This is a genomic window from Paenibacillus sp. MMO-58, assembly GCF_037146255.1.
In the GTDB taxonomy this organism is placed as follows: Bacteria; Bacillota; Bacilli; order Paenibacillales; family Paenibacillaceae; genus Pristimantibacillus.
Genome location: NZ_JBBCVY010000004.1, coordinates 465,379 through 489,106 on the forward strand (window position 1 = coordinate 465,379; position 23,728 = coordinate 489,106).

A 23,728-nucleotide genomic window follows, 5' to 3' on the forward strand; every position below is an offset into this window, starting at 1 on the left:
ATATTGTTGCAATTGATTATCGCCATTACGGTGATAATTCATTTTAGGAGGAACTAGAGAACATGAGTCAGCCTATTCGTCTTGGCATAATTGGAGCAGGGGCTATCGGCAAGGTCCACTTGGAAACATTCGCGAAGGTTGGAGCGGAATCGGTATACGTTGCCGCGATTACCGATGCTTATTTGCCGCTTGCCGCGCAAAGAGCAGAGGAGTTTGGCATAAAGACGGTTCACGAGAACCCGCAGGCCTTGCTGGAGGATCCGGAGATCGATGCCGTTGTCGTTGGCGTTCCGAACCAGTTCCATGCCCCTTTAGCCATTGAAGCTTTAAAGCAGGGCAAGCATGTCTTGCTGGAGAAACCGATGGCGATTGATGCCGAGGCGGCCCGTACTATTTATGAAGCGCAGAAGGCTTCGGGCAAAGTGCTCATGATGGCGCAGCAAATGCGCTGGACCGGCATTAACCGCGCGATTAAAGCGCGTGTTGAAAACGGCGATCTTGGCCGAATCTATAACGTAAAAACCGGCTGGGTACGCAAAAAAGGCATCCCGGGCTGGGGCTCCTGGTTTACCCGCAAGGATATGGCCGGCGGCGGACCGCTGATCGACATCGGCGTTCATATGCTGGACCTGTCGCTCTATCTAATGGGCAATCCAAAGCCGGTATCCGTATACGGCTCCACTTATGCCGAATTTGGTCCGGAACGCCGCGGTATTGGCACTTGGGGCACGCCGAACTGGGACGGCTACTATGACGTGGAGGATCTTGCAACGGCACTCATCAAGTTCGATAACGGCGCAACGCTGTCGCTTGATGTTAGCTGGGCAGCGCATGCGGCGGGTATGAGCCAGGATCCGTTTATCCACCTGATGGGCAAGGAAGGCGGCGCGGCCCTTATCGGCAGCGACGGCAAATTCGTAACGCATGCAGGCGACGAGGTTATCGAGTCTAACATCGAACCGCTTGAGGGCGAAGAAGACCGCGTGCTGCTGAGCAAGCATTTCGTGGAGTGCATTAACGAAGGCAAGGAGCCGATTTCCTCGGCGCTTTCGGGCTACACCAACAGCCGCATTTTGGACGCGATTTACGAATCGTCCCGTACCGGCAACGAAGTGAAGCTGAACTGGGATTAATAGTATTAAAAAAGGCTGCCTTAATGGCGGTCTTTTTTGTTTATTTTTATCAACGTCTAGCTCTTTAGGTTAAAGAGTTGACGACAATATTTCAAAAATGTTCCAATATAGACAGGTTAATAAATTGAGGTGAAACGCTTGGCCAGAAAAACGATTGCGGTCGTCCTGCTTGTAGCACTTAGCCTCTTCACTTACTTCCGGACAAGCTCGGCAGATCAGGATCCCTATTTAATGACGGATTACAGCCGGCTGCATCCGGTTAAAGTGGAAAGAGTGGTGAAGGGGAAGGAGGAGGTGCAACTCATACACTTGCTTCAGGATGCGCAAGAACATCGTTTAAAGGTGTCGATAGCCGGGCAACGGCACAGTCAGGGCGGGCATACCTACTACAAGGACGGAGTTGTTGTGGACATGACCAGCTACAACCGAATTTTGTCCATCGACCCGGGGAAAAAGCAGATAACCGTTCAAGCAGGCACAACTTGGGAAGATATTCAGAATGCTGTTAACCGTTACGGTCTGGCCATCCGCACCATGCAATCCCAAAATACGTTTACGGTAGGCGGGTCAATCAGCGTAAATGCGCATGGCAGAGACATTCGAAACGGCTCGATGATCAAAAGCGTAGAGTCCTTCCGGCTATTGATGGCCGATGGGAAGATTAGGCAGGTCAGCCGAACGGAAAATGCCGAGCTGTTCCCATTGGTGCTGGGCGGCTACGGACTGTTTGGCATTATTCTGGACGTAACGCTGCGACTTGATGACGATGAGCTGTACGCCGTTACAACAGAAACGATGCCGACGAAGGACTACGTACAATACTTTCTGACCAGTGTTAAATCGGATCCCAATGTCCGAATGCACATTGGCCGTATATCGGTATCTCCGGACGGCTTCTTGACGGAGATGTTTGCGAAGAATTACTCGCTTGACCACTCTGAGCCGCTGGAGAAGTATAACAAACTAATCACGCGCGAGCCGTGGATGGCGCCGGGCAAGCTGTTGTTCCAGTTGAACCGGTCGTTTGATTGGGGAAAAACGTTAACCTGGGATCTTCAAACGAAATTTTTCACCGAGCAATCCGGCGAGCTGATCAGCCGCAATAACGCGATGCGTGCAGCCTGGCAGTTCATGGAGTGCGATCAGCCTGAGAGCAGTGATCTGTTGCAGGAGTATTTTATTCCGGTTAATCAATTCGATAGCTTCGTGCAAGCACTCGGGAAGATTGTCATGAGCGAGAACCTGAACCTGTTGAACATTACGGTACGGTATGTGAATGAGGATAACGAGGCGGCTCTTTCTTACGCCAAGAAAGATATGTTTGCATTAGTCTGCTTATTTAATGTTCCATTGTCCGATAAAGGTCAAGAGCATATGGAGCAGTCTGTCAGACAGATTGTAGATGAAGCGTTAAGCCGTGGAGGAACGTATTATTTACCCTATGCGGGTTATCCGAGCCTTGGGCAATTTCAGACGGCGTACCCGAACTACAAGTTCTTTTTCCAAAAAAAACTGCAATACGACCCGGATGAGCTGTTTGTGAATACGTTCTACGAGCAATACAAGGAAGGTGAGCTTTAACAAATATGAGATGGCTTGTTCGCTCACAGAGCATGGTGACCCTTGCAGCAGGCATGATTTATCCATATTATCTGCTGTTTTTGAAAAATCTAGGCAATAGTTACTCGAAATAAGGTCTTGCGTTTGCCGTCTTTACGATTAGCTCTGCAATAGTCTCTCAATGGCTCGCTCCCCGGTTGGACAAGCATAGCACAAAGATGCTAATGGTGAGCTCTCTCGGGATGATGGCTGCAATGCTCGCTTTTCCATGGGTAATGTCATATGGCTGGATTCTTGTTCTTCAGCTACTTATGGGGATATGTAACGCCATGCAAAAAATGAGCGAAAGACAGCTGTTGGCCGATCACACGGTTCCTGGTGGACGAGGCCTTGCGATAGGCTCTTATCATTTCTGGACAACGGTAGCTTCCGGCATTGCTATTGTACTTGGCGGGTATTTAATTGATTGGCTGACGATTAATGTATTGTTCTATTTAAGTGCATTGATTTATGGAGCAAGCGCATGGGCAGTGTGGCGGATGCAGAAAGCAGGAATAAGGACAGAAACTGTCCATTCCCAAAAGGTTGAATCTGTTAACAGCTAATGGGTATCTTTTTCCCATTTGGGTGTAATTGAACGTTCAGACTGTGGTATAATGGTTCGAGATAAATTGAGTTTGGAAGAGAAGGACGGGATTAAATACAATGATTAGTACAAGCGGCATAACGCTTCGCTTCGGTAAAAAGCCACTATTCGAAGATGTAAATATTAAATTTACGCCTGGCAACTGCTATGGCTTGATTGGCGCGAACGGCGCCGGTAAATCGACGTTTCTGAAAATTTTGTCCGGCGAGGTTGAACAGTCCAGCGGCGAAGTTCATATTACGCCGGGCGAGCGTCTTGCGGTACTCAAGCAGAACCATTTCGAATACGATGAGTTCAACGTCCTCGAAACGGTTATCATGGGCCATAAGAAGCTGTATGACGTAATGAAAGAGAAGGACGCCCTTTACGCGAAAGCGGACTTCACCGACGAAGACGGCATGCGCGCAGGCGAGCTGGAAGCCGAGTTCGCGGACATGAACGGCTGGGAAGCGGAATCGCAAGCGGCTGAGATGCTGAACGGCCTTGGCATTACGCCGGATCTGCACGACAAGAAAATGGCGGAGCTGGGCGGCAACGAGAAAGTACGCGTCCTGCTTGCGCAAGCGTTGTTCGGCGAACCGAACATCCTTCTCCTCGACGAGCCTACCAACCATTTGGACATCGAATCGATCCGTTGGCTGGAAGATTTCCTGTCCGGCTATGAAGGCACCGTAGTGGTAGTCAGCCATGACCGTCACTTCCTGAATACCGTATGTACGCACATTGCGGATATCGACTTTGGCAAGATCCAGATGTACGTGGGCAACTATGATTTCTGGTACGAATCCAGCCAGCTGGCTCTCGCGCTCCAACGCGGCGAGAACAAGAAGAAAGAAGATAAGATTAAAGAGCTTCAAGCGTTTATTCAACGCTTCAGTGCGAATAAATCGAAGTCCAAGCAAGCGACTTCCCGTAAAAAATTGCTGGATAAAATTACGCTCGACGACATTCGTCCGTCGAACCGCAAATATCCGTTTATCCATTTCAAAGGCGAACGCGAAGCGGGCAAATCCTTGCTGCTTGTTGAAGGTCTGACGAAGACAATCGACGGCGAGAAAGTGATTGATAACTTGACGATTGCCGTAAACAAAGGCGACAAAATCGCATTTGTTGGTCCTAACGGCCTGCCGAAGACGGTATTGTTCCAACTTCTCATGGGCGAGCTGGAAGCAGATGCCGGCACGTATCAATGGGGCGTTACGACAACGCAAGGCTACTTCCCGAAAGACAACGCGCCTTACTTCGATGGCGTTGAGCTGAACCTCGTGGAATGGCTTCGCCAATACTCCAAAGACCCGGACGAGACATTTATCCGCGGCTTCTTGGGCCGCATGCTCTTCTCCGGCGACGATGCGATGAAGAAAGCATCCGTTTTGTCCGGTGGCGAGAAAGTACGCTGCATGCTTTCCAAAATCATGCTGAGCGGCGCAAACGTGTTTATCCTCGACGAGCCTACGAACCACTTGGACCTGGAGTCCATTACGGCGCTTAACAACGGTCTGACCGACACGGATTGCACGGTTCTGTTTACATCGCATGACCATCAGTTCGTGCAAACCATTGCGAACCGGATCATGGAGATTACGCCTAACGGCTTGATCGACAGAATGATGACTTACGACGAGTACCTCGAGAGCGAAGAGATTAAAGCCCTTCGCGAGCGTATGTACGCGGTTTAATAATAGGAAAAGAGCTGTACAGTCCTTACTGTACGGCTCTTTTTTTGTATGCATGCATAAAAGGACTCATAGGGTAAACACTGTTTCTTTAGACCCTAATGGAATCGCTTGGGTATGATGGAGACAAGGTACTCTCGGGAACTAAGGATGAAATGAGGTTTGGTTACTGCAATGAATCAGTATGAAGAGATCAAGCAGGGCGAGAAAGGAGCCTTGGTCAGCATCGGGGCTTATATCGGGCTGTCGGCTATCAAGCTAGGCGCAGGCTATTGGTTTGCCTCTGGAGCGCTCGTTGCGGACGGCTTTAATAACCTGACGGATATTATCGCTTCGGTAGCAGTACTGATTGGTCTTCGCATCTCTCAAAAGCCGCCTGATAAGGATCATCCTTACGGACATTTTCGGGCAGAGACGATTGCAGCGCTTATTGCTTCGTTCATTATGGCGACGGTTGGCCTGCAGGTGATTATCAACACGGTACGTTCTTTATTCTCAGGAGAGCAGACCGTGCCTTCGCTGACTTCGGCATGGGTCGCTTTGTTTGCGGCAGCCTGTATGGGGGCCGTATACCTCTATAACCGCAGGCTGGCCAACCTGATCAATAACCAGGCTTTGCATGCGGCGGCAAAAGATAATTTATCTGATACGCTTGTCAGTATCGGGGCAGCAGTCGGGATTATCGGCGCTCAATTTGGCCTGCCTTGGCTGGATCCGGTGGCCGCGCTTGCGGTTGGCGCCATTATATGCAAGACCGCATGGGACATTTTCTACAGCTCAACCCATGCTTTGACGGATGGCTTTGATGCGAACGAGCTGATGACGCTGCGTTCCACGATAGAGGGGACGAAAGGCGTCAAATCCATTAAAGATATAAAGGCCCGCGTACACGGAAGCAATGTGCTCATCGATGTGATCGTGCAGGTTGACCCCGGTCTGACGCTTATTGAAAGTCATCGGATAAGCGATGAAATCGAGCAGCGGATGGAAGGCAAACATAATATCATGAGCGTCCATGTCCATGTGGAGCCGCATGAGGAGCCGTATCCCGGCTCCGGTCCTCTGCATTAATAATAATAACCTTAGCCGGGGCGGCTAAGGTTATTGGCTGTAGGGCTATTCATAATCAGTTATCCGTATTTCTTCAGCATCTCGAGGAATTTGTTGCCCGAGAGTGCCGGTGTTCCGGCATTTAGGCGGAATGCTTCGTCTGATCCCGGTCTGTTAATGCCAGGATGCACGGTAAAGAATAAGGTGACGCCTGCGTTTTTCTCAAGCTGTTTAGCCGTCGGGCTAAAAGCGCCATACGGGAAAGCGAGCATCTGACGCGTATTATTCAGCTCTTCCTTCAGCCTTTTTTCCATCAGCTGGGCATCCGCTTCAACGCGCGCCATGTATTCCTTCTTTGTCTCCACGCGCCCTTTGTCCGGCAGGTAAATCGGATTGCTCAGCATAGGGCCCTTTTTCTTGCCCTTTTTATCAAGCGGGGCATAGTCATGCTGGTTGTAAGTATGGCTATAGAAGCTGAAGCCTTCGCCTTTTAGCTTGCGCATCGTATCCCAAGTCAGATGCTTCGTGTGCACATTCTGATGGTCGCTGCTCGAGCCGATAACGAAGTGCGTAGCCGGAAAATTATATTTTTTCAAAATGGGAACCGCATATTGGTCAAAGCTTTCGTACCCGTCATCAAAGGTAATAACAACGGCGTTGTCCGGTACTTTCGCTTTGTGCTGCATGAAATCCTCGAACTGCTCAATGCTGATTACATTGTAGCCGTTATCGTTCAGAATTTTCATATGCGTGCCGAAACGGCTGGGCGAGATCGTCGCACCGCTTTCTTTCACATCGATATGATGATACATAAGGACGATAACCTTGTTCTTATAATGCGCTGGTTTGTTGGCGGAAGCCTCAAGCTGGTATTTGGACACCGGCCAAGTGATCGCAATGGCGATGACGAGGAGTGCAGCAATCACTTTCATTCTCACAACTTATTCCTCCTACGGATGTATTACGCGTCCAGCTGTCTTTCCGGCATAACCGGCTGAGAAGGCCGTTTTTTGGGCTTTGGCAAATTGCCGAAAGCAAACCAGTTGAATGGCACATAGCGGGCGAAGAAACCAACGACGAACCAGGATGCGGTCAGGGCAAGCGCGAAGCCGCCAAGATACCAAAGATGAAGCAGCCATGCCGTGCCCGTATGAAGCGGGTGTTCCCGGTAAAGAAGCAGGAAGAATGGATGAATCAGGTATACGCCAAACGATAAAGCGCCAAGTCTCGCGATAACCTTGGTCAGGACGTGCGGCAGCTTCTTGGACAATATAAACGAAATTTGCAATAAAACCAGTGCCGTCAGCACCCCATGAATATTCCACACCAGATCGAACAATGTAGTGTTGAACGATTTCAGGTGAAGTCTGGTCTCGTAATACAAATACACATGGGCTAAGCCCGCCGCGATCCACAGTGCCCACAGGGCAACCCACGTTACGACGCGAGCGTTTGTTGCATGCTTCCTTGCAATAATAATCCATTCTTTGATTTTCGGGTAATAAATCCCTAGAGCAGCGCCAAGCAGGTAATACGAGAAATAAGAGAACGACCAGCTGCCGCGGTTAGGAACGCCGGGGGCTGGTAGCACGTGCTTATTGATAATAAAGAAAGCCCATTGAATGGCAATCCCCGCGGGAATGGCCCATTTGATCGTGCGCGGATATTTTTTCATCAGCCACAGGAACAACGGAAACATCAGATAGAACTGTATGTTTATATACACGAAATATAAATGCGTATATGCCTTGCCGGTAAGTACTTTATCGATAAAATTATGGATTTCCGTTGATAGAGACCGATCCGGATAATAAAGGTAATGCAGCACCGTGAAATAAAATAAAGAGAAGACCAAATACGGAATAATAATGTACAACAACCGTTTCTTATAAAAGCTTCCGAGCAGCTGCTTGTCCAACGGGCGGGTATAATAATTGTAGAAGAGGACAAAGCTGCTTAGGAAAATAAAGGTCGTTGTTCCAATCTTCATAAAAATATTGAAGAAGTTGTAAAGAAAAAAGTAGTTCGAATCCACCATAGCCACGGTGGCAAACGAAGTGGAATGGACGGACAGGACGCCTATGATAGCCATTGCCCGTACGAGTAGCAGTTGGGGAATATTGTCCCTTTTCTGCAAGGTTGGTGAAGCCGTAGCCATTCGTTATACATCCTTCCTTAGGTTTAAGCTATTAACCTATTAACCTAGTTATTATAGTATAAACGATAAGGCCTACACAACAATTTGTCTTAATCTCCCAATTGAGATTAAGACAAATTTTGTTATTTTCCTTTATTTATTCTCTTGGTCTTCTGCGGGCTGCTCCGCTGTCCTGCGCAGCTTGAATCACTCTTTTGCGGACCTCTTCAACCACTCTTGCATTAAAAACGCTTGGAATAATATAGAACCTGCTCAGCTCATCCTCGTTGATGACGGAGGCGATCGCTTCGGCTGCGGCAAGCTTCATCTGCTCATTGATCGTGACGGCACGGCTGTCCAGCGCTCCCCGGAAAATGCCGGGAAAACAGAGGACGTTGTTAATCTGGTTCGGATAGTCGCTTCTTCCCGTGGCCATGACGGCTACGATATCTTCGGCCAGCTCCGGCCGAATCTCGGGCTCGGGATTTGCCATGGCGAATACAATAGGCTCGGGAGCCATCGATTGAATATGCTCCCGGGTCAAAATGCCGCCGGCGGATACCCCTATAAATACATCGGCATTAGCGAGCGCTTCGTTTAGCCCTCCGCTGATTCTTGCCTCATTGGTATTCTCCGCATACCATTGCCACATCGGATGGCTGTAGGTTTTGTCTGCCGTCAGAATCCCTTCGCGGTCAACCCCTACAATATGCTTGGCCCCCCCGGCCAGCAGCATTTTTGTGCATGCCGTTCCGGCAGCTCCGATCCCGCAAATGACAAACCGCGTATCTTCGATTTTTCGCTTTGTTAGCTTAAGGGCGTTCAACAGCCCCGCGTACAGGACGACGGCCGTCCCGTGCTGATCGTCATGGAAGACCGGAATATCGAGCTCGTCCCGAAGCCTGCGTTCAATCTCGAAGCAGCGGGGCGCCGATATATCCTCCAGGTTAATGCCGCCGAAGGCAGGGGCAAGATGCTTGATCGACGCAATAATCTGCTCGGTATCCTGGGTATCGAGACAGATTGGGAAGGCGTCCACGTCCGCGAACTGCTTGAACAGCATCGCTTTGCCTTCCATAACGGGCATTGCAGCATAAGGTCCGATATTGCCAAGGCCAAGCACTGCGCTCCCGTCGGAGACGACGGCAACCGTATTGCGCTTGATGGTGAGGGTGAACGCCTTTTTCGGATCAGCCTCAATAGCTTGGCACACCCTCGCGACATCCGGTGTATACACACGGGATAAATCATCCCGGTTTTGGATGGGGGTTTTGGGCTGGATCGTTATTTTTCCGCCAAGATGCAATAAAAAAGTGCGGTCGGACACATGCCGGAGGCGAATGCCCGGCACGCTCTGAAGTGCGGTTTGCAGCCGCTCGGCTGCACCGGCTTCCGTAATCTTCACCGTCAAGTCCCGTATGCTGATCTGCTTGTCGGTTTGAATGACGTCAATGGCTACAATATCGCCGCCTGCCGCTTCAATCGCGGAGACAGCTTTGCCGAAATACGCCTGCTGGGTATCGATCTCGAGACGCAGAATGATTGTTTTTCCGTCCATGCTCCGTTCCTTCATCCTAATCCGCTCCCTTTGCTATTCGACTGCGATATACGTATCCTTCTCTATAATAACAATAACCGGAAAAGGTTTGTACTATTCGAACGGGGGATGATTTTGTGCAAGCAAAAAGCCGTCATTGCAACAGCTGCAAGACGGCTTTAGGACAAGTAATCGGATTATATTCTTCGTTTCTTTTATTGATTAGGCTCTGGCGATAGCTGGCCGAAGCTTCGGGCTGCTGAATGACAGCCATCCATTTATCAACCGTTTCGGTCGTCTCCAGCATTTCGCCGAAGCCGTTTTTGATGAAATATTCGCAGTTTTGTTCTTCCTGCCCGGGAATCGGCTCGTAGAACAGCATCGGAATGCCTTTGCTCATCCCTTCCGTGCAGGTCATTCCGCCTGGCTTGGTTACAAGAACATCCGCCACATCCATCAGCTTGCTGACTTCTTTGGTAAATCCGATAATTCGGACGTTATTATGCCGGAACCTCGGATTCGCAAGCATTTTTTCTTTCACCTTTTCATTATTGCCTACGCAAAAAATAAATTGAACGCGTTCGCGCCACTCCGTCATATATTCCAGCAGGCTGTCTTCATACATAAGACCCCAGCCGCCGCCCATAATAAGGACGGTAGGAAGCGCCTTAAGTCCAAACTGTTCTCTGATCTGGACCTTATCGTAGGATTTCCAGAAAAGAGGATGAACGGGGATGCCGGTTACGGCAATCCGGCTCTCCGGCACGCTGTGTTTAATGAGCTTGTCCTTTACCAGGGCAGAGGAGACAAGGAATTTGTTCACTTCCTGGTTCACCCATGAACCATGCGCATCGTAATCGGTAATGACGGTACATAGCTTTATGTTCAGCCCAAGCCGCTTCAGGCGGCTGACAACCGCATTCGGAACAGGATGAGTACAAATAACGAGATCCGGCTTCAATTGGGCGATTACTTGCGAAGTATGTGTATAAAACATACGGTGAAGCGCAAGCTGCATAAATCGGTTTAGCGATTTTTTATAATTGCTGCGGTACATCAGGCCGACCATCTTGGGCTGCTTGCTGACCGTTTTGCGATAGGCGGAAATAATTAAAGGTCCTAGCACGGGATTAAGAAAATTGCCCAGCTCCATCACGCGGGTCTGTATATCCGGGTTGAGCTGGCGCAGGCCTGCTGCCAAAGCATGCGCGGCTTGCGTGTGCCCTGATCCGAATCCTTCGGAGAGCAGGAGCACTCTTTTCTTACGCATAATGTCACCTACTTTTCTAGTTCCATATTACGACTCTGCTCGATTTAAAACAAGTCATCCTGCTATTGAAGTTGCAGGGGCGATAGTCCTAGCTGACGGCTATCTCCGCTGCAAACGGAAAATCACGGGTTGCTTTGCAAGAAAACATTCTTATATGATATTGTGAATTTCTGCTGGATGAAGAAAAGCCGCTCGACGTACTAAGCGGTATTATAGCACATTGGAAATAAGTAGCGAGCATGCGAATGTGCAAAATAGGCTAATCCATTTATTTTTAGGAGGAATATTACATATGCAAGAAAATCGTGATTTTATCGTTCCGGGAGCGCTGGTTAAAGCCGATGTCAGATCCGGCCAATATATTGGCGAGATTGTTGAGGTAAACGGGCCGCGCGCGGTCTTTAAGGTGCTGGCCGTATTGAAGCATCCCGAGCAGGGAGACCTGCATCATCCTTATAATCCGGACGTCGCGATGTTCCATGAGCGCAAAGCATTGAGCTATACGGAAAAAACGAATGTGCTGCTTCGCGATGTGAAGCCGTTTGAAGGGGATGTGCCGGACTACAATGCCTCGCTGCAGGAGGCGGTTGCAGCCCAGATCGCCGCGCTGGACCGTCTGATGCGATGGTCCGCGCGCGGGCTGGAAATATTGAAGGAATTACGGAAGGAATATAAGTAACTAGAATAATTTCTTCTACTATAGTGGGGAAACGGCGACCTGAGGTCTGGTTGATTTATTTGTTTATAAAGGCGGTTTGCAGGGTGCTGCGGTAAGTCACCTGAAGGCCAAGCGCTTCGGACAAGGCGGCGAGCGGAAGGTAAGTTTTTGATTCCTTTCCTGACTTGAGCAAAAATGCGGGAGGAGTTGTCAGCTTGACCTTCTTGCCGTCGATTGTTGCGTACGCGGAACCGACGGCAAAGACGACCGCATGATTGTTGTAAGTAACCGTCGCGCTTTGGGCCGCGTTATTCCAGCTCAGCTTCGCGTCTAAGGCGTCCGTTATATCCCTCATGGCAACAAAGCTGCGGTTGCTGCGAAGGACGGGCGGGGCTGCCGAAGCGGGAAGCTCCTTGCCGGCCACAACAACGGACATTTGAACATTGGCCTGGCGGGGACGTGCGGTCCGGTAATCGCCCCAAATCGCGGTTGCGAAAGCGCGTCCCATTGCGGCGTAGCCTTGATGGTTCGGATGGATGTCGCCTTGCGCGATGGAGGTGTACTCCAGCTCATGGCCTACGAATAAGCTGCTGACGTCCGCAACCTGCAGCTTGATGCCGTCGGCCGCAAGACGGGTGCTTACAAGATCAAGCTTGCCGCGAAGCTTCGTTACTCCGTCGAGCAGAAGCTTGCGCTTTGCTTCGGGATACAGCTCGATTGTCGCGGAGCCGAACTGCAAAGGCGCGGGAACCGGCAAATATTGATCCGACATGACCATTTGCGCCTTGGGGTTCATGGCGGCTATCGTTCGGATTGAAGCTTCGAGATCTTTTTCGTATTGATCCAATATCGTTTGGATGTATGTGGTAATTTCTTCGGCGGTTGCTCTGGAATCCAGCTTCGTCATAACCGGGAGCAAGTCGTTTCCTCCGATCGTTAGAACGATCAGACTGGCGGAACGTATGGATTTAGCCATTTGAGCGGTTTGGCCGGCAAGAGTTTCCTTGCGGGGATCCTGCAGCTCCTTCTGGATATCGTCGGCTTTCACGGTACGGCCGCCCGAAACAGCCTGAAGCAGGCGGTTCAAGCCTTCTGCCTTAAGTCCAAGAATCCCGTAATTGACGTATTCCGCGCGGAGACCGTGGAACAGCGACTGCTCGTACACCTGCTCGACATAACCGTAAGGAACGGATTTTTCGGTATAACCATGCTCGTAACCCGCAGTTAAGGAATCGCCGAGAGCAACGATCCGATAAGGCTCCGGCACCCCCGATTCAGCCCTAGCCGGCGACCCTCCCCAGGCCGATGCGGCCAAGATCATGAAAGCTAACATGACAACAACAGATTGCATTTTCCTTGATTTGCTATACAAATGTTCATCCTCCTTTTGATAAAATGTTAGGCATAGTATAAGAACACGAACAATGTGCTGTAAAGTAAAGTTTTATCACATTCATAAAAATATTAAATTGATTCCCTTTTGGCCTGATGTTAAAATAATATAATAACCGCAATGGCGGAACACGGCCCGGAACATGGTCAATCTTAAACGAAAGCTTCATGCAGCTAATTATTTTCGACCAGATACGAACGATTTCCTTTAAAAGCTTCGGAAAGTTTGTGTCCGCGGATAAGATGCCATCAAGCCATCACGTTTAAGCTCGTAAGAATGGCAAGCAACAGGCCGATGCGCCTCGATTGCTGCCGTTCGATATACCGTTATTGAGCTATGCTTGCCCAAAAATCTTCTGATAGAAAGGTTGCACACGATGAAAGAGAAAATTTTTGGATTACCGCCGAAACAAGGTCTATACGACCCGCGCTATGAAAAAGACGCATGCGGCATGGGATTTGTAGCAAACATCAAGGGAAGAAAATCGCATACTGTCATTCGTCAGGCGCTGACATTGCTCGAGAACATGGAGCATCGCGGCGGTCAAGGCAGCGAACCTAACACGGGGGATGGAGCAGGTATCCTGATTCAAATCCCGCATGATTTCTTCGCACGTGAATTGAAAAAGATTGAGATTGACCTTCCGCAAGAAGGAGAATATGCCGTCGGCCTGCTGTTTATGCCCCATGATGAAGCCATCCGCAGCTCGTTCGAGCGCGAACTGGAGAGCATCATCCGCGAAGAGGGCCAATCGCTGATTGGCTGGCGTACGGTTCCTACGAACGATTCGAAGCTTGGCCAATCCGCTTTGTCGGTGAAGCCGTTCGTTCGCCAAGTGTTTATCGCGAAGAACCCGGGTATTCAGGACGAATTGTCCTTTGAGCGCAAGCTGTACGTCATCCGCAAACGCGCTGAGATCGCAATCCGTTTCGGCGGCAAAGAAGGCGGAGAAATGTTCTATTTCACAAGCCTTTCGAGCAAGAAGATCGTCTACAAAGGGATGTTGACTACCGAGCAGGTACGCTCGTTCTACCAGGAGCTGAACGACGAAGCTGTCGTGTCGGCTATGGCACTTGTTCACTCCCGTTTCAGTACGAACACTTTCCCGAGCTGGGAACGCGCGCATCCGTTCCATTATCTGATCCACAACGGCGAGATCAATACGCTGCGCGGCAACATCAACTGGATGCATGCCCGTCAGACGTTGTTCGAAACCGAACTGTTCGGCGAAGACATGGAGAAGGTAAAGCCGGTCATCAGCCCGGATGGTTCCGATACGGCGATGTTCGATAACGCGCTTGAGTTCTTGCATTTGTCCGGCCGTTCCCTTCCGCATGTTGCAATGATGATGGTACCGGAGCCTTGGTCGAACCATGAGAGCATGGACGACAAGAAAAAAGCATTCTATGAATACCACGCAACTCTGATGGAGCCGTGGGACGGACCTGCCGCAATGGCGATTACGAACGGTACGCAAATCTGCGCTTACCTGGACCGTAACGGCCTGCGTCCAGCCCGTTATTATGTAACGAAAGACGATCATATCATCCTTGGTTCCGAAGCCGGCACTGTGGAAATCGCTCCAGAAGAGATTGCGTACAAAGACCGTCTCCGTCCGGGCCGTATGCTCGTTGTAGATACAAAAGAAGGCCGCATTATTTCCGATGAGGAAGTAAAAGCGCAAATCGCGGCTGAACAGCCTTACCGCGAATGGCTCGACGAGCATCTCGTTGATCTCGAAGCATTGCCGGACGCACCGGAGCTTCCTGAACTGGATCACGCTACCGTGCAACAGCGTCAGCAGGCATTCGGCTATACGTTCGAAGACGTTCGCAAAGTGCTTGAGCCAATGGCGAGCAGCGGCCAGGAGCCGATCGCTTCCATGGGTTACGACGCGCCGCTTGCCGTATTGTCCGAGCGCCCTCAGCGCTTGTTCAACTACTTCAAGCAGCTGTTCGCGCAAGTTACGAATCCGCCGATCGACGCGATCCGCGAAGAGATCGTTACCTCGGTAAGCACGACAATCGGACCTGAGCGCAACCTGCTGAAGCCTGAACCGGAAAGCGCGCGCCATATCAAGCTGGATACGCCAATCCTGTCGAACGAGGAATTCGCGAAGCTTCGCCACGTACGCCGTCCTGGCTTCAAGTCGATTACGCTTCCGATCTTCTTCCCGGCTGCCGAAGGCGAAGAAGGCCTGCGCGCAGCGCTTAAGCTGATGTGCGATGCTGCGGACCGCGTTATTGATAAAGGCCATAATATTCTTATTTTGTCCGACCGCGGTATTGACAAGGACAACGCTGCAATCCCGTCGCTGCTTGCCGTAGCTGCTCTGCACCATCACCTGATCCGTCAAGGTACAAGAACAAAGGTAGCGATTCTGCTTGAGTCCGGCGATCCGCGCGAAGTGCATCATTTTGCCCTCCTGCTCGGTTACGGCGTCAATGCAGTTAACCCTTATCTTGCTTTCGAGACGCTTGACGATATGATCCGCCAAGGCATGCTCAGCAACATCAAGCATGAGAAGGCCGTTAAGAACTTCATCAAAGCGGCAACAAAAGGCGTAGTAAAAGTACTGTCCAAAATGGGTATTTCGACCATTCAATCGTACCGCGGCGCTCAGATCTTCGAAGCGCTTGGCCTGCAGGAAGAGCTGATTAACGAATACTTCACATGGACGCCATCGCGTATTGGCGGTATCGGACTCGATATCATCGCTCAAGAAGCGCTCAAGCCTCATAACAAAGCATACGCTGACCAAGAGGGCGGGGAGAAAGAACTCGACTCCGGCGGCGATTACCAATGGCGCAAAGACGGCGAAGACCATTTGTTCAGCCCGCAAACGATTCACACGCTGCAAATGGCATCCCGCAAGAACGACTATAAACTGTACAAGAAGTTCTCGAACATGGTTCAAGGCGAAGACAAGAAGCATATGATGCTCCGTTCGCTGCTCCAGTTCAAGGGTGGACGTCAGTCGGTACCTATTGAAGAGGTTGAACCGGTTGAATCGATCTTCAAACGTTTCAAGACAGGCGCAATGTCGTTTGGCTCCATCAGTAAAGAAGCGCATGAGAGTCTCGCAATCGCGATGAACCGTATTGGCGGCAAATCCAATACCGGCGAAGGCGGCGAAGATCCTGCACGCTTTATCCCTGATGCAAACGGCGATTCCCGCCGCAGTGCGATCAAGCAGGTTGCATCGGGCCGTTTCGGCGTAACGAGCAACTATCTGGTTAACGCGGACGAGATTCAAATCAAGATGGCGCAAGGCGCGAAACCGGGTGAAGGCGGTCAGCTTCCAGGGCGCAAGGTTTATCCTTGGGTTGCGGAAGTTCGCGGTTCCACTCCGGGCGTAGGCTTGATCTCGCCACCTCCGCATCATGATATTTATTCGATCGAGGATCTTGCCGAGCTGATTCATGACCTGAAGAACGCAAACCCTCGCGCTCGTATCAACGTGAAGCTCGTATCCGAGGTTGGCGTAGGTACAATCGCTGCAGGTGTTGCGAAAGCTCGTGCTGACGTTATCATGGTCAGCGGTTACGACGGCGGTACAGGCGCATCTCCAATGAACTCGATCCGCCATGCGGGTCTGCCATGGGAGCTTGGTCTTGCGGAGACGCATCAAACGCTGATGCTGAACAACCTGCGCGACCGCGTCGTTATCGAAACCGACGGTAAAATGATGAACGGCCGCGACGTTGCGATCGCAATCCTTCTCGGCGCTGAAGAATACGGCTTCTCGACTGCACCGCTCGTTGTACTGGGCTGCATTATGATGCGCGTATGTCAGCTTGATACTTGCCCGGTTGGCGTTGCAACGCAAAACCCTGAGCTTCGCGCGAAGTTTATGGGCGATCCAAGCCATGTCGTGAACTACTTGCACTTCATTGCGCAAGAGCTTCGTGAAATTATGGCTGAGCTTGGCTTCCGTACCATTCAAGAAATGGTTGGTCGCGTCGATGTTCTTGAATCGAAAAACCTGGTTGATCACTATAAAGCAAAAGGCATTGATCTTAGCCTTCTGCTGCATACGCCGGATGTACCGCAAGACGCAGCGCGTCATAACGTACAAGAGCAAAATCATGGCCTCGAGCTGTCGCTCGACATGCAAGAGCTCGTTCCGGGTGCGCAAGCAGCTCTGGAAAGCGGCGAACGCGTTCGCGGCACATTCCCGATCTGCAACACAAACCGCGTAGTAGGTACAATTCTGGGCAGCGAAGTAACCCGTCGTTACGGCGCGAAAGGCTTGCCTGAAGATACTATTTCGTACCACTTCGTTGGTTCTGCCGGCCAAAGCTTTGGCGCATTTGTACCGAAGGGCATAACGCTCTCGCTCGAAGGCGACTCCAATGACTATGTAGGTAAAGGCCTCTCCGGCGGTAAAATTATCGTTGCACCGTCTCCGAAAGCTACGTTTGTAGCCGAAGAGAACGTTATTATCGGCAACACGGCGCTGTACGGTGCAACGGATGGCGAAGCTTACATCCGCGGTATCGCCGGCGAACGCTTCGCGGTCCGTAACTCCGGCGTGAAGGTTGTTGTCGAGGGCGTAGGCGATCATGGCTGTGAATACATGACGGGCGGCCGGGTTGTTGTTCTCGGCGGCACAGGCCGTAACTTTGCGGCAGGTATGTCCGGCGGCGTTGCATACGTGTACGATGAGCAAGGCGATTTCTTCAATAACTGCAATATCGAGATGGTTCTCCTAGAGCGTCTGGAGACTGAAGAAGATGCTGCCGAGCTTCGTGGCCTGATTGAGCGTCATGTGGAGTACACAAGCTCTGCAGTTGGCTCCCGTGTCCTGAACGATTGGGAAGGAAGCCTCACGAAATTCGTTAAGGTTATTCCGAAGGACTACAAAAAAATGCTGGAGCATATCCGCAAAGCGGAAGATGCCGGCTTGAAGGACGACAAAGCGCTTCTCGCTGCTTTCGAAGAAAGCATGAAAGAGCTGGCTCGTACAGGTGGTTAATAAATTCAGGCTGGGCAGTTGCCCAGCCTGTTTTTTTTATAAGGTAGGAGTAGCTCGGAATGCCGGGAAAGGATCTCCTTCCGGTCGCTGTTGAAATCGTGGGGCTCTGAATTAATTAGGCTTAGGTAATCCCACGATTTCAAAGGCGCACGTTACACTCCTCCAGGAGATACTTTCCCTCTATTCCTTCGCACCCACCATTTAAAAAGGCAGGCTGCGCAAAATGCCGCTCGCCTGTTAAGGTGGGGACAGGGAAGAGCAAGAGCAAGAGGGGAGGGCAATGCAAATACTTTGCCTAATTCTAATTAATAAAACGATTAAAATATATTGTAAAACGATAAATGACGGATTATAATAACACTGAATCTAGACCGATGAGGTGGTTATTATGAACCGGGTATCCACTTTTTTTCTAAAGATAACCGTGCTATTAATGGCGATACCTGCGATTGCTGTTTGCGTATTTGCGGTGATTGCTTTGATACGGAATGACCCTAACCAATTTCCAGGCAGGATGCATCTATCGGATATCGGCTTTTTTGTAGCCGTAATCCCATACTTTATAGCTTTATATATGGCCATGAGATTGCTTGGTTACATTGACAAGAACATTGCGTTCTCGGAGCTGTCCGTCCGGGCATTAAAGAAGATTAAATATTGCGGTGTATGTATTGGAATCATTTTTGTGGCGATGATGCCGTTCGTGTTTGTCATGGCAAGACAAGAAGATGCGCCGGGGATTATCGTAATGGGATTGGCTGTAGCTTTTGCTTCCTTTGTAATCGCCGTGTTTGGAGCTTTGCTCGAGCGTCTGCTGCAAAATGCCATAAAACTCAAGTCGGAGAATGAACTCATCGTTTAACCTTCGAGGGCATAGCCGAACATAAAATAACCGTCTCCACGGAGACGGTTATTTTATGTTTTGGACTTGCATAGGATGAAACAGTAAGGAAGATTGTCTATCTATGAAAAAAAGGTTAGGAGCAGTTCTATCTGTCTCTAACCTATTTCTAACCATTTGTTACGAGATCTTACAAAGGCTTCCAATGAGATTGAAGCTGGAATTTTACGAAAAGATGGGCCCATATTCCTATTTTCGACAAAAAAAGAACTAATCTTACCACACTTTCCGACATATTCCAGCCGAACTGTTAGGTATAATAACATTATTGTTTTACTTTATTAGGAGTAGGGAGTCGGATAAAATGAGAGATGCAGAAATGCAAGTAGCAAGCACCGAAGATAAACGTACTGAGCTAAATATTAGGGAAATATTAATTCAACTCAATATTCCGCCGGAAAAATGGCCAGCGGACCTGATCCAGCCCTAACCATTGTCCCGGCCTAATTCATCATACGTTCTGCCCGCACGAAGGCAATAAACCGTTTCGTCTCTTCAGCTGTAAGCTTACGGCCGTCCACGCTTAAATTATACTTCTCCAGCAGCTCTTCGTCAGACAGCTCCAAATGATCGACAAAGTTACGAATATCTTCGCTTAACGCCGCTTGTGTATTCGATGTTCTTCCTACCAAATAATCTATGGAAACTTGATACAGGTCAGCAAACTTCGCCAAGGTCTCCGTATCAGGCTCTCTGCGGTTTTTCTCGTAATGAGATAATGCAGCCCTGGATATGCCGAGCTTCGAGGCGGTTTGCTCCTGTGTCCATTTTCTTTCTTCCCTCAAGCCAGCAATTCGGTTTCCTATATTCATCTTTATATCCTCCTAAAATGACTGACTTCCGCTACACCTATATTAATACGTAAACGTTAAAATTTCATTTGTTGCAACAAAACGTCGCAAAATATCCGCACACTCTTTATTTCCACTTGACATGCTACAAAACGTATCGTAAAGTGAAGGAAATGCTAGATACGTATTGTATCATTTATCCTCAGTATTCACACGTTTCGCCGCCTTTATTCCTCTCTGCTAGCGTAGCCGATAGAGTTAGGTTTCGCGGGTGAAAATCAGGTAAGGAGATGCTTTAACCATGGGGGCCGATCCGTTTATACCACGGTCTAATAATCGTATTCACCTGCACGAAGGGATAACGGCAATAGCTGGCCTGCTGGATGAGCAGGGCCTCTTGCTTACGGCTTCGACATGCCCGGTGTTGATCCTGAAAATGAGCCGTCATGGACTATGCTTTTTATCGGGACTACGTTTTCCTGTGCATAAAGGCTACATGCTGGATTTCCAGATGAAGCTTTCCGGCGTGGCGATTAATCTGCGCGGCCATGTCGTTTGGCGCAACGCAAGGGATAACCAATATGAGTACGGTATCGTCTTTCATCCTCCTAACCGGCTTCGGACTTTGCTGGTCCGCATGCTGAATCAGGAGCTTCTGCGTCAAAGCCCGCATCAGTACAAGATCCATGCATTATATCGGGCATTAAGCCATAAGGCAATCCAATAATAGCTGGCAGGTGGTAAACCCATGCAACAATCCATAATGGAAAATAGCAAGCTGATTACGACGAGTAATCCCGATTCCCCTATTGCTGAAGCGTACCGTTCTTTGCGTACGAATATTCAATTCTCTTCTATTGACGTACCCGTAAAGACGTTGATGGTTACGTCCTGTCAGTCCGGTGACGGCAAAACAACAACGATTGCGAATCTTGCGGTTGCTTTCGCGCAAGAGGGCAAGCGTGTACTTCTGGTTGATGCGGATTTGAGACGGCCAACCCTTCATACGGTTTTTATGCTGTCCAATCAGACTGGCCTGACGAATGTTTTGGCTAATCAGATGGATTGGGAGGATGCCGTGCATTCCACCTCGGTTGATAATTTGTTTTTTATCGGTTCCGGTCCCACTCCGCCTAATCCATCGGAAATGCTGGGCTCCAAAAAAATGAATCAGATTATCGAAGAGCTGTCCGCCCATTACGATATGATTCTGTTTGACGCTCCGCCTTCTCTTGTTGTAACCGACGGACTTGTGCTTGCTTCCAAATGCGACGGCGTAGTTGCTGTAATCAGCGTTGGAATGACAAAGCGCCAGCAAGCGAAAAAATTGTACGCCAGCCTTGAGCATGTAAAAGCGAAGCTTCTTGGCGTGGTGCTCAACAATAAGAAAAAGAAAAGCAAGGAACAGCTGTATTACACCTATTACGGTACAAACAGGAGGATGTAATGGGAGAGCAGCAAGTAAGACTCGTATTATTAGCCGGCGGTCAAGGCAGACGGATGTGGCCGCTTTCTCATTCGAAGCGTGCGAAGCAGCTTCTTCCCCTGTTGCCTGGACCAAGCGGTGATAAAGAGTCTTTGCTGAACAGGCTGTGGCGACAGCTGAATCAGGTCGGTTTGCAGCAGGATACGTTTATTACAATCAGCCACAATCAGACGGAAACTTTGCGCAGCCAGCTCTCCGTCAGCCTGAACGTGATACAGGAGCCGGAGACGAAAGGGAGCTACCCCGCCGTTGCCCTTGCTGCTTCCTATCTTTATTCGGTTGCTTCCATTCCTCTCCACGAGACGGTTGCCGTATTGCCTGCGGATCTGTATGTGGAGGAAGAGGACTGGCTTGAGACGCTGAAGGAGCTGCCGGAGCAGCTTCGCAGGCATCAATTAAACCATGCGGTGACAAGCGATGAGAGCGGTATTATCGTCTTCCGGCTGGAAAGCGTAATATCCGCTTTGACTGAAGAAGGTCTTCCCATCCAGTACGAGCAGCTTTTCCGTCGTTACGAGGAGCTTTATAGCCGGTTGGCAGGCAGAATGATCAAATTATTTGAAGAAAGCCCTACCTTCCGGATGCCGGAGCAGCCCTTTTGCCGCATTAACAGCTGGAACGATCTTGCTGCTGCCTTCCCGGAAAACGCTTCTATTTATAATGATTCGGCAGTTCCCGTAATTATGATGGGGCTGAGCAATATTACTGTGGCCGTTTCTTCTGCGGGAATTTTGATTGCCGATCAAGCCGCCTGCATTCCTGATGAACAGTCGCGGAATATAAGCACGGAACAGCAGCCGCTAACCCCTGGATATGAGGCTGGCCGATGGGGAAGTGCAGTCGTAATTAACTGCTTATCCTGCGAGGATGGACAGCAATCAATCACAAGAAAGCTCGAAATGGTAGACGGCGGGTTTCTAAGCTATGCCTTTTATTTGAAGCGGAAGATCGTATGGACGGTACTGGCAGGTGTCGGAGAGCTGGTCCGCAATGAGAAGAGAAGCATTATTAAGACAGGCGAAGTTGTCGAGCTTCTGCCGGGAGAGCGGCATACCGTTATGGCCAGGTCCGGACTCACGCTTCTGGAAGCTCACATCGGAACGGATTTAACCGAAGATGACCGGATTGTGCTCGGGGATCATTGGGAGGAAGTCCACACGGCCATCTAGAGTTTGCGGTAATGAAGAAGGGGGAAGCAAAGGGTGAAACGGGGCTGGAGAAGAGCACTTATTGGCATTGGAGCGGGATTGGTCATCATTGCTGCTGGGACAGGCGGATATGTCTGGCATCTGTACGGTTCGGTGAAGGAGACGGCGGACAAAATTTATGAGCCGATTCAGCCAACGGTATATGTAAGCAAGGATCCTGAGGTTACCGTCAAACCCCAGCAAGCGGCTCAAGCTTTAATCGAGAAACGGCATCCTTTTACGGTAGTGGTGATGGGCGTTGATGAGCGGGAGAATGATAAAGGACGCTCCGATACTTTAATTGTGCTTGCGGTTAATCCAGAGAAGAAATCCATCCTCATGTTCAACATCCCGCGTGATACGAGAACGGAAATTATCGGCCATGGTACAACCGACAAAATCAATCATGCGTATGCCTTTGGCGGAGTAGCGATGGCGAAAAATACGGTCGAGCATTTCCTCGATTATCCCATTGATTATTATATCCGGATTAACATGGAAGGCTTCGCCCATTTGATTGACATTCTAGGCGGTGTCGAAGTAAATAATCCGTTTGCCTTCTATTATGAGGATCATCAATTCGATAAAGGAACACTCAATCTTAACGGCGAGCTGGCGCTCAAATATTCCAGAATGCGTTACGATGATCCAAGAGGGGATCTCGGCCGGAATGCTAGACAGCGGGAAATCATGATGGAGGTTATGAAGAGCTCGCTTCAGTTCTCCAATATTACGCAGATTCAAAAAATACTGAAAGAGCTTGGAAACAGCGTCAAAACCAACATTACATTTGACGAGATGAAGACCTTTATGTCCGATTACCGGGAAGATCTCGGCAATATTAATACGGTTGAGATTAGCGGTTCGGGAAGCATGATCAATAAAATATGGTACCTTATTGTAAGCAAGGAAGAGAAAGAGAGAATTCATCAGCTGCTTAAAGAACAGATGGATACCAATCAGACGGCGTCTTAACAGGACGCTGTTTTTATCTCTCAGACTGTAAACGCTTACAGATAAAAAGACGACAAATTGTATACAAGTATTGACAACTTTCGCTAAATCCAATAAAGTAAAGATACGAAGTGTAACAACTAATCGGTATTGATACAATTAGTATTGGGAGCGGGGGAATAATGATGATGCAATTGGAAGAATGCTTTTATTGCGTGGGCTGCGGAAAAATGGTGAAGGTGCATGATGCAAAGGCACTTTTTCGGACCGGCTTTTTCCGTGTTGTCCTTCCGCTTGGCTGCTGCTCGGATTGTTCCCGAGTCTAACTAAATAAAGTCTTAATAGGCTGTTCACTTTCCCTCCCCCTTCTA

General features: G+C 49.6%; 19 protein-coding genes and 1 pseudogene. 14 read left to right on the plus strand and 6 right to left on the minus strand.

Annotated elements, in window-relative coordinates; genetic code table 11:
* The first annotated feature begins 62 nt into the window (after nucleotides 1-62).
* The 5 genes and pseudogenes from WFJ73_RS15575 (at nucleotide 63) to WFJ73_RS15595 (ending at nucleotide 6,086) form a co-directional block, all read left to right on the plus strand.
* On the plus strand, nucleotides 63-1,133 hold the full coding sequence (locus WFJ73_RS15575) for a Gfo/Idh/MocA family protein (protein WP_336773937.1): 1,071 nt from the start codon (nucleotides 63-65) through the stop codon (nucleotides 1,131-1,133).
* A gap of 138 nt (nucleotides 1,134-1,271) precedes the next feature.
* Nucleotides 1,272-2,714, plus strand: coding sequence for an FAD-binding oxidoreductase (locus tag WFJ73_RS15580; protein ID WP_336773938.1), 1,443 nt, complete (start codon nucleotides 1,272-1,274; stop codon nucleotides 2,712-2,714).
* A 125-nt stretch (nucleotides 2,715-2,839) separates the two neighbouring features.
* Nucleotides 2,840-3,298 (plus strand): annotated as a pseudogene (locus WFJ73_RS15585) (MFS transporter); the annotation flags it as partial.
* A 100-nt stretch (nucleotides 3,299-3,398) separates the two neighbouring features.
* Nucleotides 3,399-5,018 carry an ABC-F family ATP-binding cassette domain-containing protein gene (locus tag WFJ73_RS15590; protein WP_336773939.1) on the plus strand — a complete coding sequence of 540 codons (1,620 nt, stop codon included), beginning with the start codon at nucleotides 3,399-3,401 and terminating at the stop codon, nucleotides 5,016-5,018.
* Between the two features lie 171 nt (nucleotides 5,019-5,189).
* Nucleotides 5,190-6,086 carry a cation diffusion facilitator family transporter gene (locus WFJ73_RS15595; RefSeq protein ID WP_336774024.1) on the plus strand — a complete coding sequence of 299 codons (897 nt, stop codon included), beginning with the start codon at nucleotides 5,190-5,192 and terminating at the stop codon, nucleotides 6,084-6,086.
* A gap of 59 nt (nucleotides 6,087-6,145) precedes the next feature.
* On the opposite strand, the gene WFJ73_RS15600 is transcribed toward WFJ73_RS15595, so the two are convergent.
* The 4 genes from WFJ73_RS15600 to WFJ73_RS15615 all read right to left on the minus strand — a co-directional run bounded on the left by WFJ73_RS15600 (nucleotide 6,146) and on the right by WFJ73_RS15615 (nucleotide 11,009).
* Nucleotides 6,146-6,997, minus strand: a complete 852-nt coding sequence (locus tag WFJ73_RS15600) for a polysaccharide deacetylase family protein (RefSeq protein WP_336774025.1) — start codon at nucleotides 6,995-6,997, stop codon at nucleotides 6,146-6,148.
* Between the two features lie 29 nt (nucleotides 6,998-7,026).
* On the minus strand, nucleotides 7,027-8,223 hold the full coding sequence (locus WFJ73_RS15605) for an acyltransferase (RefSeq protein ID WP_336773940.1): 1,197 nt from the start codon (nucleotides 8,221-8,223) through the stop codon (nucleotides 7,027-7,029).
* Between the two features lie 136 nt (nucleotides 8,224-8,359).
* Entirely contained in the window at nucleotides 8,360-9,775 is a 1,416-nt protein-coding gene (locus WFJ73_RS15610; protein WP_336773941.1) for an NAD-dependent malic enzyme, read from the minus strand.
* 118 nt (nucleotides 9,776-9,893) lie between these two features.
* Nucleotides 9,894-11,009 (minus strand): MGDG synthase family glycosyltransferase, encoded by a 1,116-nt coding sequence (locus WFJ73_RS15615; RefSeq protein WP_336773942.1) that lies wholly within the window; start codon nucleotides 11,007-11,009, stop codon nucleotides 9,894-9,896.
* A 292-nt stretch (nucleotides 11,010-11,301) separates the two neighbouring features.
* Here WFJ73_RS15615 and WFJ73_RS15620 point away from each other — a divergent pair, with 292 nt between their 5' ends.
* On the plus strand, nucleotides 11,302-11,688 hold the full coding sequence (locus tag WFJ73_RS15620; RefSeq protein WP_336773943.1) for a kinase-associated lipoprotein B: 387 nt from the start codon (nucleotides 11,302-11,304) through the stop codon (nucleotides 11,686-11,688).
* A gap of 55 nt (nucleotides 11,689-11,743) precedes the next feature.
* On the opposite strand, the gene WFJ73_RS15625 is transcribed toward WFJ73_RS15620, so the two are convergent.
* On the minus strand, nucleotides 11,744-13,039 hold the full coding sequence (locus WFJ73_RS15625; protein WP_336773944.1) for a stalk domain-containing protein: 1,296 nt from the start codon (nucleotides 13,037-13,039) through the stop codon (nucleotides 11,744-11,746).
* 397 nt (nucleotides 13,040-13,436) lie between these two features.
* On the opposite strand from WFJ73_RS15625, the gene gltB reads away from it, so the two are divergent.
* The 3 genes from gltB (at nucleotide 13,437) to WFJ73_RS15640 (ending at nucleotide 19,369) form a co-directional block, all read left to right on the plus strand.
* Nucleotides 13,437-18,038 (plus strand): glutamate synthase large subunit, encoded by a 4,602-nt coding sequence (gene gltB / locus WFJ73_RS15630; protein ID WP_336773945.1) that lies wholly within the window; start codon nucleotides 13,437-13,439, stop codon nucleotides 18,036-18,038.
* A 388-nt stretch (nucleotides 18,039-18,426) separates the two neighbouring features.
* A complete protein-coding gene (locus WFJ73_RS15635; RefSeq protein ID WP_336773946.1) occupies nucleotides 18,427-18,900 on the plus strand; it encodes a DUF2975 domain-containing protein in 474 nt (157 codons plus the stop codon).
* Nucleotides 18,901-19,243: 343 nt separating this feature from the next.
* On the plus strand, nucleotides 19,244-19,369 hold the full coding sequence (locus WFJ73_RS15640) for a hypothetical protein (RefSeq protein WP_280525714.1): 126 nt from the start codon (nucleotides 19,244-19,246) through the stop codon (nucleotides 19,367-19,369).
* Between the two features lie 13 nt (nucleotides 19,370-19,382).
* Here the strand turns inward: WFJ73_RS15640 and WFJ73_RS15645 are convergent, their stop codons facing one another.
* The gene (locus tag WFJ73_RS15645; protein ID WP_336773947.1) at nucleotides 19,383-19,751 is read right to left on the minus strand and encodes a helix-turn-helix domain-containing protein; all 369 of its coding nucleotides are present in this window, start codon (nucleotides 19,749-19,751) and stop codon (nucleotides 19,383-19,385) included.
* Between the two features lie 280 nt (nucleotides 19,752-20,031).
* Here WFJ73_RS15645 and WFJ73_RS15650 point away from each other — a divergent pair, with 280 nt between their 5' ends.
* The 5 genes from WFJ73_RS15650 (at nucleotide 20,032) to WFJ73_RS15670 (ending at nucleotide 23,683) form a co-directional block, all read left to right on the plus strand.
* Entirely contained in the window at nucleotides 20,032-20,457 is a 426-nt protein-coding gene (locus WFJ73_RS15650) for a PilZ domain-containing protein (RefSeq protein WP_336773948.1), read from the plus strand.
* A gap of 21 nt (nucleotides 20,458-20,478) precedes the next feature.
* Complete coding sequence (locus tag WFJ73_RS15655; RefSeq protein WP_336773949.1) at nucleotides 20,479-21,177, plus strand: CpsD/CapB family tyrosine-protein kinase; 699 nt, start codon at nucleotides 20,479-20,481, stop codon at nucleotides 21,175-21,177.
* Complete coding sequence (locus WFJ73_RS15660) at nucleotides 21,177-22,385, plus strand: sugar phosphate nucleotidyltransferase (protein ID WP_336773950.1); 1,209 nt, start codon at nucleotides 21,177-21,179, stop codon at nucleotides 22,383-22,385. The genes WFJ73_RS15655 and WFJ73_RS15660 overlap by 1 nt, the downstream gene beginning before the upstream one ends.
* A 33-nt stretch (nucleotides 22,386-22,418) precedes the next feature.
* Nucleotides 22,419-23,378, plus strand: a complete 960-nt coding sequence (locus tag WFJ73_RS15665) for an LCP family glycopolymer transferase (protein WP_336773951.1) — start codon at nucleotides 22,419-22,421, stop codon at nucleotides 23,376-23,378.
* A 161-nt stretch (nucleotides 23,379-23,539) separates the two neighbouring features.
* A complete protein-coding gene (locus WFJ73_RS15670) occupies nucleotides 23,540-23,683 on the plus strand; it encodes a hypothetical protein (RefSeq protein ID WP_317979764.1) in 144 nt (47 codons plus the stop codon).
* Nucleotides 23,684-23,728: the final 45 nt, after the last annotated feature.